9 protein-coding genes are annotated in these 12,055 nt (G+C 43.6%); 8 read left to right on the top strand and 1 reads right to left on the bottom strand.

What is annotated here, in order from left to right:
- The first annotated feature begins 56 nt into the window (after nucleotides 1-56).
- From DW650_RS07550 to DW650_RS07530, 5 genes are all read left to right on the top strand, one after another.
- The gene (locus tag DW650_RS07550) at nucleotides 57-2,450 is read left to right on the top strand and encodes a histidine kinase N-terminal 7TM domain-containing diguanylate cyclase/phosphohydrolase (RefSeq protein WP_158576219.1); all 2,394 of its coding nucleotides are present in this window, start codon (nucleotides 57-59) and stop codon (nucleotides 2,448-2,450) included.
- Between the two features lie 139 nt (nucleotides 2,451-2,589).
- On the top strand, nucleotides 2,590-3,288 hold the full coding sequence (locus DW650_RS07545; protein WP_118209522.1) for a DUF975 family protein: 699 nt from the start codon (nucleotides 2,590-2,592) through the stop codon (nucleotides 3,286-3,288).
- Between the two features lie 78 nt (nucleotides 3,289-3,366).
- Entirely contained in the window at nucleotides 3,367-5,205 is a 1,839-nt protein-coding gene (locus DW650_RS07540) for a S8 family peptidase (RefSeq protein WP_118209521.1), read from the top strand.
- Between the two features lie 28 nt (nucleotides 5,206-5,233).
- Complete coding sequence (locus DW650_RS07535; RefSeq protein ID WP_243102887.1) at nucleotides 5,234-5,647, top strand: DUF3592 domain-containing protein; 414 nt, start codon at nucleotides 5,234-5,236, stop codon at nucleotides 5,645-5,647.
- A gap of 125 nt (nucleotides 5,648-5,772) precedes the next feature.
- Entirely contained in the window at nucleotides 5,773-6,285 is a 513-nt protein-coding gene (locus tag DW650_RS07530) for an NUDIX hydrolase (RefSeq protein ID WP_186899160.1), read from the top strand.
- Here the strand turns inward: DW650_RS07530 and DW650_RS07525 are convergent.
- Nucleotides 6,282-7,637, bottom strand: a complete 1,356-nt coding sequence (locus DW650_RS07525) for an MATE family efflux transporter (RefSeq protein WP_118209519.1) — start codon at nucleotides 7,635-7,637, stop codon at nucleotides 6,282-6,284. The two genes, DW650_RS07530 and DW650_RS07525, sit on opposite strands and share 4 nt — an antisense overlap.
- 251 nt (nucleotides 7,638-7,888) lie before the next feature.
- Here DW650_RS07525 and feoB point away from each other — a divergent pair, with 251 nt between their 5' ends.
- The 3 genes from feoB to DW650_RS07510 all read left to right on the top strand — a co-directional run bounded on the left by feoB (nucleotide 7,889) and on the right by DW650_RS07510 (nucleotide 12,054).
- Entirely contained in the window at nucleotides 7,889-10,225 is a 2,337-nt protein-coding gene (gene feoB, locus DW650_RS07520; RefSeq protein ID WP_118209518.1) for a ferrous iron transport protein B, read from the top strand.
- Nucleotides 10,226-10,253: 28 nt separating this feature from the next.
- Entirely contained in the window at nucleotides 10,254-10,892 is a 639-nt protein-coding gene (locus tag DW650_RS07515; RefSeq protein WP_118209517.1) for a polysaccharide deacetylase family protein, read from the top strand.
- A 208-nt stretch (nucleotides 10,893-11,100) separates the two neighbouring features.
- On the top strand, nucleotides 11,101-12,054 hold the full coding sequence (locus DW650_RS07510; protein WP_118209564.1) for a DnaJ C-terminal domain-containing protein: 954 nt from the start codon (nucleotides 11,101-11,103) through the stop codon (nucleotides 12,052-12,054).
- Nucleotide 12,055 lies beyond the last annotated feature (1 nt).

Below are 12,055 nucleotides of genomic sequence, written 5' to 3'. Positions count from 1 at the left end.
ATATTGGAGTATGTTATACTTAATAAGTTAATTTTTTTAATTTGGAGGAAACGGCTTTGACGCTGGATAGTTTATATATTGGAGTTCCGATCGGAGCGTTTTTCTGCTTCCTGTTTATATTCTTTTCCTTCCTGAATGCGGCGGATGCAAAAGCAGTCAGGTATTTCAGACAGATTCTTTTATCCTGCCTGATATGGACAGGCGGCATGGTAATGATGCGTATGCAGATCATGCCTGGAATACGGTTCTGGTTTCATGTGTCGGTATTCGGACTGTTGACGGTGCCGATTTTTATGTATGCCTTTTTGTTTTATATGCTGGAGATCAGAAAGAATGGATTCCTGATCGGATTTTGTATCGCTACTGCAGCAGCAATGGGGATCAATATTGCTACAGAGGTATTTATCCCGGAACCGGATATCGTCAGATATACGGATGGAAGTATAGGATATACTTATCATATATCGTGGGGAAGTTATCTGTTGGCAGTTGTGGAGGCAGGCGTGATCGTATATGCGACCGTTCTGGCACACAGGGCGATCGGCAATAAACTGGAAAAACGAAAGAAATTATTTCCTTTGCTGCTTGGGACAGTTTTGGTTTTGACCGGCAATCTTTTGGATGCACTGCCGGGCAATCAGTTCCCTTACGATATGCTCGGTGGCATTTTTATGGCGTTGTGTCTGTTGTATATCATGTGGCACAAGTATCTGTTTGATCTGTCAAACCGTATCGTGATCGGATGCATCTATTCTGTTGCACTGGCAGTCAGCCTTCTCCCGGTATTTAATTTTAATCATAATGCACAGAGGTATCTTGGCAGTGTATTGCCGGAAATGCAGCAGAAGATCATAGTGATCGTGCTTGGATTTATGGGATGGTCGTTGTTTATATTTTATCTGGCAAGAAAAATGGCAGAAGGAGTCATGCAGGGACAGAACAGAAAACAGATTGAAGTATTGCGTTGTTTTCAGAATGAGTCGGCATCCGTATTTCGGCAGGAAGAACTGTTTGATAAAATGATCGGTGTGGTAAATGAGATGTTTCCAGTAATTGATGTTTTTATCTTTACCAGAAATGAAAATAAATTTACACTCGCAAAAACAGGCAGTGGACAGATGCCGGGGCAGGAAGAACAGGATGAGATCGCAGCTATGCTGGAGGAACCGGGAATAGGCGAACGTTCTGAGATTTCCCTGATGAAGTATGACAATGAGATACAGGGGTTTATTTATATAAAACTCGAAAGGCGGACCAGACTCAATTATTTAGAGAGAGATTACTATTGGAGAATTGGATTATATGCCGGTGTATGTCTGAAAAATATCCGTACATATCAGGAAGTATATCAGATATCGATCCATGATGAACTGACAGGACTTTATAACCGGGGATATTTTAAAAAATTTCTGATGGAAAACTGGAAAGTGGGACAGCCGGTGGCTCTTTTGTATCTTGATCTGGATGATTTTAAGCTCTTTAACGAGCTGTATGGAGAAGAGTGTGGAGACCGTATCTTAAAATGGTGCGGGCATATCATAGAGAATACGGTAGGATGTCAGGGAGAAACGTTCCGGTTTGGATCAAATGAATATGTTGTTTTGATCAATTCGGGGGAAAAGAGAGAAGTTTCGTTGATCGCACAGAAAATACAGAAGAATTTCCTGATCGAGGATAAGGAAAAGCCGGATGTACTCCAGCCGGTCACTGCAAGTATCGGTATTGCATTTTATCCGGATACAGCTTCCGGAGAGGATGAGCTGCTCAGTCAGGCAGAACGTGCAAATTTTTATGCAAAACGGGATGGAAAGAACTGTATTAAAATTTATGGAGAACGCACGGAAGATGAGATCGAGGATCAGAAGGCAGAAAAACATTATGAACAGATCGCACCGACCATCTATGCACTGACTGCAGCAATTGATGCGAAGGATTCGTATACATTTGAGCATTCATGTCATGTATCGGATTATGCAGTTCTGCTTGCAAAGAAAATAGGACTTTCACCAGATGATATTGAAATTGTAAAAGAGGCGGGACTGCTTCATGATATCGGGAAAATCGGTATTCCGGAAAGTATCCTGAAAAAACAGGGAAGACTAAATGCTGAGGAATATGAGATCATGAAAACACATGTCACAAATTCGATTGAGATGATCCATTTCCTGCCTAATATGAACTATGTGATACCGGCTGTATTATCACATCATGAGAGATACGACGGAAAGGGATATCCGAGAGGTCTGAAAGGAGAAGATATCCCTTTGCTTGGACGTATACTTGCAGTGTGTGATTCGTTCGATGCGATGACAACAAAGCGTTCTTACAAGGAAGCAATGCCGGTAGATTATGCGATCAGTGAGTTAGAACGTAACAAGGGAACACAGTTTGATCCAAAGTTGTCAGAGGCATTTGTTGAACTGCTGAAAGAAGGAAAGATAGAGGTATAACTGCAGCCTGATTTAAAAATTAAGATTTATGAAAAATTTTTAAAAATTTTTTAAGATTGCGCTGTTTATGATGACAATGAAACGTTAATATGTTAAACTGACGAAGTGAAAAATGTTTTTATTTAAGGAGGAGTTTAATATGTGGAACAGAAGTGATTTAAAAAGCAATGCAAAACTTGCATTGAAAGCGAATTACTGGAAAGCGGTATTAGTTGGGTTGATCCTGTCGCTTATTTTGGGATCAGGTTCGACAGCTACCAGAAATTCAGCAAAGTCATCAACGGATGGAATGGCATACATGGACCCGGCAGTTTTATTTTCCGTGATCGGAATTATCTTAGCAGCGGTATTCGTTGCCATGGTGATCAGTATACTGCTCAGTATTTTTATCTGGAATCCGCTTGAGGTAGGATGCCAGAAATTCTTTGTAAACTGTAAATATGGCAATGCACAGTTAGGTGATCTGGCACACGGATTTAAAAACGGATATGCAAATATCGGTGTGATCATGTTCCTTCGCGGACTGTTTACCGCACTTTGGAGTTTGCTGTTTATCATTCCTGGTATTGTGAAAAGTTATGAATATATGATGATCCCATATCTTTTAGCAGAGCATCCGGAAATGACCAGACAGGAAGCATTTGCAGAGAGTAAGCGGATGATGGATGGAAATAAATGGAATGCATTTGTTTTAGATCTTTCATTTATCGGCTGGACATTGTTAGGCATCTGCACAGTCGGTATTCTTCTGGTATTTTATGTAGAACCATACATATATCTGACACATGCAGAGTTATATCATGCATTAAAAAACAATAATAAGTCGGTAGAATTTTAAAAATAAAAACAATAAGTCATAAAATCCCCCGCAGCCGCATTTCTAATAAGTAAAGGAGTGCGATCGCGGGGGATTTTTATGTCCAATGAGAAAATAGAAAATCTGTTGAATCTTGCACTCGATGCGACAGAGCAGGAACGCGAAAAGTCGTTAGATCTTGATACAGGATACGACAAGGAGGAACGAACCTGGGAAGTGATCGTGAAGTTTGGAGAAACGGAGGAATCGTTAAAAAGACTACTTGCAGAAAATTTTCCAAAGGAATATGACCGGATAAAAATTACGAATCTGCGGAATGAGTATGCGATCCTGCTTTTGCCGGAGCACATTGTGGAGCTGGTGGCGGCGCTGACAGAGATCGAATACATGGAGAAACCGAAACTTTTGTTTTTTGCAGTGAATAATGGCAGACGTGTGTCGTGCATCAATCCTCTGCAGACCGGACAGATGCGGGGAGGAACAGCCGGAAGGAATGATTTAAGTGGAACCGGCGTAATCGTGGCAGTGATCGATTCCGGGATTGATTATGCACATCCTGATTTCCGGAATGCGGACGGAACGACCAGAATCTTAGATCTCTGGGATCAGACAATTCCAGCAGGCAGTGTGGCAGATCCATTGTCTGAAGAAAACGTGGAACAGTCATTTTTAGGGGCCCCGGCAGGGTATTTTCTTGGAACAGAATTTCCGCAGGAAGTGATAAACCGTGCATTAGAGCAGACGACGGAAAGAGAGCGGTATGCGGTATGTCCCAGCCGTGATATTTCAGGACACGGCACCCATGTGACGGGGATTGCAGCCGGAAATGGTATAGCCTCGCAGGGACGGTACAGGGGAGTAGCATATGAGAGTCCGCTTCTGATCGTTAAATTAGGAACACCGGGTGAGCGGTCTTTTCCAAGAACGACAGAACTGATGCAGGCGGTAGATTACTGTATCAGAAAAGCACAGGAGTATGGGATGCCTGTCGTTTTAAACTTAAGTTTTGGAAATAATTATGGTTCACATTCCGGCAATTCCCTGCTGGAAAGTTATCTTGATGATATGGCAGATTACTGGCGCACATCAATTATTACCGGCAGCGGGAATGAAGGGGCATCGGCGGTGCATGCAGCAGGAACCCTGCGCGAAAATGTTACGGAAGAAGTTGAGGTTGCAGTGAGCGGATATGAAATATCACTGAATCTGCAGATCTGGAAAAATTACGCGGATGAGATTGCAGTTTCTTTAATCCATCCTGACGGAAGCAAAGCCGGACCGATCCAGCAGATTTTAGGGGCACAGCGTTTCCGGCTGGGGAATACAGATGTTTTGCTTTATTATGGGGAACCGAGTCCGTACAGTCCTTATCAGGAAATTTATTTTGAACTGCTTCCGGCAGACGATTTTATTGACAGTGGTATCTGGACAATACAGTTGCTGCCACAGAAAATCGCAGTTGGAAATTATGATATGTGGCTGCCGGCAGGCGGTGTTTTAAATGAAGGTACCGGATTTGTGCTGCCGTCGGTGGAAACGACTTTAACCATTCCATCGACAGCAGCGCGGGTGATCACAGTTGGAGCTTACGATGGCTATTTTGACCGCGCAGCAGCGTTTTCAGGGCGTGGTTATACGCGTGAGACAAATCAGGTCAAACCGGATCTTGTGGCACCTGGTGTGGATATTACTTCCTGTGCACCGGGGGGCGGGTATGTGGTAAGGAGTGGGACATCGATGGCAACTCCCTTTGTGTCAGGTGGGGCAGCACTGCTGATGCAGTGGGGAATCGTGAATAAAAATGATCTGTATCTGTATGGTGAAAAAATGAAAGCATATCTGATCAAGGGGGCAAGGAGACTTCCTGCGATGCAGTACTATCCAAATCCGGTGTTTGGATGGGGAGCACTCTGCGTGGCACAGAGTCTGCCGGATTGAAACCAGAAGTTGTGGAATGGAGACCAGTATGAATATAGGATTTATGTTACTGGGGATAACAGGAATAGCATACGGGATACTGTTAATACGGATCGGATTTGGCAAATGGAGAAGGCGCATCCGTTGTAAAGTACCTGTTGAAGCAGTGTTTGAGCGGACTGTGACAAAGAAAACAGGGGATCATGTCAGAACATATGCGGTGTTTTCTTATGTCTATCATGAAGAAAAATTTCGCCAGTGTACGATGGAGCGGCTTTCACGCAGAGAAAAAAGTTCACTGGAAAAAGGAAAAACTTATGTGATCCGGATCAATGAGGAAAATCCAAAAAAACTATGTTATCTGCGGAAAAATTTTCAGGTGGAAGATCTGTTTACATTTTTCTTAGGTGTTGCATTTTTATTAAGCGGTCTTTTTTATCTGCTGCAGGGAATGTTTTTTTAAAATCAGTTGCCGAAAACATATTTTTGATTATAATAGAAATAAGAACACTTTGCTGTGCTAATGTGTGACAGTGCAAGAAGCTATCACACAACAGTTTGAAAAAATAGGAAATGAGGAAGATACGAATGGCAGAAAAATACGAATTATGGGATATTTATAATGAGAAGAAAGAGCGCACAGGCAGAACGATGAAACGAAATGACTGGTGCTTAAAAGATGGCGAATATCATCTTACCGTACTTGGCGTGATAAAAAGAACGGATGGGCGTTTCCTGATCACGAAGCGTGTTATGACAAAAGCATGGGCACCGGGCTGCTGGGAAGTTTCCGGTGGTGCTGCGATGGCGGGAGAGGATTCTAAGACCGCGGTACTTCGGGAGATTAAGGAGGAAACCGGACTGGATGTCTCTGCGTGGGACGGCGGATATCTGTTTACCTACCGCAGGGATAATCCGGGAGAAGGAGATAACTATTTTGTGGATGTATACCGTTTTTCCGCAGATTTTGATGAGTCGGACATCAGCCTCCAGGAGGAAGAAACAGATGGGTATATGTTTGCTTCCACGGAGGAGATTAAAAAACTTGGGGAAGAAGGAAAATTCCTCCATTATGACAGCATCAGACAGGCTTTTGCCTAATCAATAATGTGATGGTTTAACCATTTTCTTCCGTGGAAGCGGAGTGAAAATACAATTCCACGGATCGTCCAGTCGGCAAACATACCGATCCAGACGGCGATCGGTCCAAAGCCCCATACACGGCAGAGATAAATGCAGAGGCTTACACGGCACAGCCACATCGTGCAGCAGGAAGTGATCATGGAGAATTTTACATCTCCGGCTGCACGCATTCCATATGCGGGGATAAAAGAAAGCACCCAGGAGATTGGTTTTGTGATCGTGATAAAAATGACCATTTTAAAACAAAGGCTGGCACTTTCTGCTTCCATACCGCCTAAGAGGGTGATCGGTTTCGTCAGTGCGAGCACGGTAAGACAACTGATCACGATCGCTGCTTGGGCAAGCCAGGACAGCTTTTTAATGTAATAGATGACTTCATCTTTTCTGCCGGCACCGAGACACTGACCGACTACGGTCATCAGACCGATACCGATACCGATCGCGGCGACACCGTTTAGATTTTCCAGAATATTTGTCATTGCCTGTGCTGCGATCGCGACGGTTCCAAGGGTGGAAACTGTGGACTGGATGGCGAGTTTACCGAACTGAAACATACTGTTCTCGATTCCGGATGGGATACCGATGAACAGTATTTTCTTTATGAGAGAAAAATCAGGACGGATGGAGGCATAATTTTTAATAAAGATTGGCTCATCTTCACTGTGCAGCTTATAGATCACGACAATAGCGCAGAAAATACGGGATGCAAGAGTTGAAATTGCAGCACCTTCCACGCCCATTCCGAAAACAAAGATCAAAAGGGCATTTCCACCGATGTTTAAAAAGTTGGATATGATGGAAATGATCATCGGTTCACTGCTGTTATTCTGTGCACGCATGATCGAAGCACCGGCGTCATATAATCCGATAAAAGGAAAGGACAACAGCGTGAACAGAAAATAAATCTGTGAGTTTTCCATAACATCTGCTTCTACGGCACCGAAGATTGCACGGAGTAGTGGACCGCGGAACAAAAGGCAGATGACGGATAAGGTCACCGATAAAACAGTCATGACAAAGAGTACCTGTCTGGCAGATTCATTGGCGGCTTTTTTATTGCTGCTTCCAAGATACTGGGAACAGAGGATCGCACCTCCTGCCGCGAGTGCGGAGAGTGCCTGGATCACTAAGATATTGATGGAATCTACGAGAGATACTGCAGAAATAGCTGCAGATCCGACATTGCTGACCATCATTGTATCGGCAGTTCCCATCAGGGAGGAAAGCAGCTGCTCTACAATGATCGGAACTAAAAGTTTCCGCAGATCCTGGTTGCTGTATAAATGAGTAATGGATGTATTTGTTTTCATAAAAATTCCTATTTCTGCTTGTGAAAATTTATTTTTACGAAAGTTATTCTAGCACCTTAGTCATAGTTTTTCTACTTGTTATAAAATATTTTTCATGAGAAAATGGCACTGTATTTTTTCTGAAACACGGCACTGTATTTTTTGGGGGAAATTGTACTATATTTTTCGTGGAAAAATTGTACTATATTTTTCCATGGAATAAGTGTATAATCGATAAAGATTATCAATATCAATACAAAGGATAAAGAAAAATGACGCTAAAAGAGTTAGAAATCGGAAAAAGTGCTGTGATCAAAGTAGTCGGGGGAGAAGGGGCACTAAGACAGCATTTTCTGGATATGGGAGTAATACCGGGGGCAGAAGTTACGGTTATCAAATTTGCACCTATGGGAGATCCGATGGAGCTGCAGATTCATGGATATGAGCTGACACTGCGGCTTTCGGATGCAGAGCAGATTGAGATTGAACTGATCAGTGAGCGTTCGCGCAGACATGAGGGCGCAAAAAATATCAACAAATCGGTACATCCGGGACTTGGGGAAGAAGGAAAGTACCATGTGAAGGGAGACGGAAAGCCGCTGCCGGAGCAGGAAAAGCTGACCTATGCACTTGTCGGGAACCAGAACTGCGGAAAGACAACACTGTTTAACCAGTTGACCGGTTCTAACCAGCATATAGGCAATTTTCCGGGAGTGACGGTCGACAGGAAAGACGGAGCGATAAAAGGTCATCCAAACACGTCGGTAACCGATCTGCCAGGCATTTATTCAATGTCACCATACAGCAGTGAGGAGATCGTTTCGAGAAATTTTGTGCTTGAAGATAAGCCGAAAGCGATGATCAATATTATCGATGCAACCAACATCGAGCGCAATCTGTACCTGACGATGCAGCTTTTGGAGATGGATATTCCGATGGTCATTGCATTAAATATGATGGATGAGATGACCGGAAACTCCGGTTCTGTGGATGTCAATGGCATGGAGGCAATGCTTGGTGTGCCGGTTGTCCCGATCTCAGCGGCAAAAAATGAAGGTGTGGATGAGCTGGTACGTCATGCGCTTCACATTGCAAAATATCAGGAACGTCCAGGAAGGCAGGATTTTTGTGATGAGAGTGACTTTGGAGGAGCCGTGCACCGCTGTATCCATGCAGTTTCGCATCTGATCGAGGACCATGCGAAAGAAGCGCAGATACCGATCCGTTTTGCAGCTTCGAAAATCATTGAAGGGGATCATCTGATCTTAGAAAAACTGCATCTGGATGAAAATGAAAAAGAGACGATCGAACATCTGATCGTTCAGATGGAAAAAGAGCGTGGACTTGACCGGAGTGCAGCGATCGCAGATATGCGTTTTACCTTTATTGAAAAAGTCTGTGAAAAGACAGTAGTAAAACCCAAAGAGAGCAGGGAAAGGATACGAAGCGAGAAAATTGACCGTATCCTGACCGGAAAATATACGGCAATCCCTTGTTTTATCGGTATCATGCTGATCGTGTTTTATCTTACGTTTCATGTAATAGGAGCAGGACTACAGAATCTTTTACAGATGGGGATTGATGCGCTGACAGCAGCAGTGGATCAGCTCCTTTCTGCTGCAGGTGTCAATGAAGTGTTGCATGACCTTATAATTGATGGTATTTTTACAGGAGTTGGAAGCATTTTAAGTTTTCTTCCGATCGTTGTGACGCTGTTTTTCTTCCTGTCTCTGATGGAGGACAGTGGATATATTGCCCGTGTTGCATTTTTTATGGATAAGTTATTACGAAAGATCGGACTCTCTGGAAGAAGTATCGTTCCGATGCTGATCGGTTTTGGCTGTACGGTTCCGGCAGTAATGGCAACTCGTACACTGCCAAGTGAGCGTGACCGTAAAATGACGATCTTACTGACACCGTTTATGAGCTGTTCGGCAAAACTGCCGATCTATGCGTTTTTTGTCAGTGCATTTTTCCCGGAATATGGAGCACTTGTGATGTGCGCACTGTATCTGGGGGGAATCGTAATTGGTATTTTAGTCGCACTGCTTTACCGCAAGACACTGTTTCGCGGTGATGCTGTTCCGTTTGTCATGGAATTGCCGAATTACCGTCTGCCGGGGTTAAAAAATGTCATGCAGCTTTTGTGGGAAAAAGCAAAAGACTTTTTGCAGAAAGCATTTACGGTTATTTTCCTTGCAACGATCTGCATCTGGTTCTTGCAGAAATTTGATATTCATTTTAATATTGTAAATGATTCGAAAGACAGCATGCTTGCACTGATTTCGAATGGATTAGTTCCATTATTTGCTCCGTTAGGACTTGGGGACTGGCGTATCTGCACTTCCCTGATCAGCGGTGTGATGGCAAAGGAGAGCGTGATCTCTACACTTGAGATCTTATTTAATGGTAATGTACATGCAGCATTGTCAAATGCGGCTGCAGCGTCTCTTCTGGTGTTTAGTCTGCTCTATACGCCTTGTGTTGCGGCACTTGCAGCAATCCGGCGCGAACTTGGCAGAAAATGGGTGGCAGGCGTGATCATCTGGCAGTGTCTGGTTGCGTGGATCGCAGCATTTTTAGTACACGGGATTGCTCTGCTTTTCTAAAAAAAGTGTATTGTAAAAGGAGATTGGTATGGTGGAGAAAAAATTAGTGGCATTGACCTTTGATGACGGACCGACGCCGGGGATCACAGATCAGGTTCTGGATGTATTGGAAACAAATCAGGTTGTGGCAAGTTTTTTCCTGATCGGGCAGAAGATTACGGAAAAGTCCGAATATCTTGTGAGACGGGCATATGAGATGGGATGTTCGATCGAGAATCATTCCAGGACACATCCGGGGATGCCGGAACTTAAGGATCAGGAAATTTTAGACGAAGTCAGTTATACGACAGAACAGATCGTGCGTATTACCGGGGAACAACCAAAGTTTTTCAGACCGCCATACATCAGCTATAACCAGAAAATGTATGATCTGATCGATCTTTATTTTATCTGCGGATATGGATGCGAGGACTGGGAACCTTCCGTGACAGAACAGGAACGGATAAAACGGATTCTTCATGATGCAAAGCCGGGATTTATTATCTTGCTGCACGACATGGAAGATAATGTGCAGACGGTTGAAGCGATAAAGACAATTATTCCGGCATTAAAAGAACAGGGATATGAATTTGTCACAGTAAGGGATCTGTTCCAAAAGAGTGGTATTTCACCGCAGAAAAATGTGATCTATATGGGAGCGGACGAAGTAAGAAAAAATTATGAATAAAATATTTGTAAAATGTTAGCACTCTGGCTTGACGAGTGCTAAAACAAGTGTTATAGTATATCTGCAATAAATGTAAAACCAAGATCCCAGACAGAAAAGCGAAGCACATCGCCATGGGAGAGATAGATTGCCGGGAGAACCGGAGATAAAACAGAGAGGCGATGTAAGAGGTCTCTCTGTTTTTGTTTTGATTGGAGGTAGTGCAATCATGAAAAGAGATTACTATGAAGTACTTGGAATTGATAAAAATGCGGATGCGTCTGCGATAAAAAAGGCGTATCGGAAACTTGCAAAAAAATATCACCCGGATACGAATGCGGGCGATCCGAAAGCAGAGCAGATGTTTAAGGAAGTCACGGAGGCATATTCTGTATTAAATGATCCAAAGAAAAAGAAATTATATGATCAGTATGGAATGGCTGCGTTTGAGGAAGGATTTTCTGAGGAGCAGGCAGGGCGTGCTGCAAATGGAGGTGGATTCTCAGAATTTCATTTTGAAAATGGCAATGCAGGAGATTTCTGGGATGATATGTTTGGCAAGTTCTTTGGCGGCGGCAGCAGAAGAAATGCAGCAGGAGAAGGCGGTTCCTACGGCAGCGGATTTTATCAGGAATTTACCGGAGGAAGCAGCGGGCACTTTAGCGGCGGGCGCGATGTGGAAGCGGAAGTGGCTGTAGATTTTGATGAGGCAGCATTAGGCTGTGAAAAAGTCATAAGATTAAGCGGAAATGATGGAAAGATCCAGTCGTTTAAAGTGCGTATCCCGGCGGGGATGGATGATGGAGAGCAGTTAAGGCTGAAAGGAAAAGGACATGCCGGCACAGACGGTACCACAGGAGATCTGTTTTTGAAGATAAAGATCCGCCCAAAGAATGGCTGTGAGAGAAAAGGACTCGATATCTATACGACTGTCACAATACCATATGCCACGGCTGCACTTGGAGGAAAAGCCAGAATCCATACGCTCTACGGGGATGTAGACTGCAATATTAAGAGCGGAACGCAGGATGGCAGTAAGATCAGGCTGCGTGGAAAAGGAATCGTTTCCAGAAAGAATCCGTCCGTGCATGGAGACCAGTATGTAAAAGTACAGATCCAGGTACCAAAATACTTAAGCCCTGAGGCAAAGAAAAAACTACAGGAATACAGTGCAGTGTGTTAAA

It is taken from the genome of Roseburia sp. AM23-20, assembly GCF_003470905.1.
In the GTDB taxonomy this organism is placed as follows: Bacteria; Bacillota; Clostridia; order Lachnospirales; family Lachnospiraceae; genus Roseburia; species Roseburia rectibacter.
Note: the sequence above shows the minus strand (reverse complement) of the source record. Positions and strands in the feature narration are given on the sequence as shown.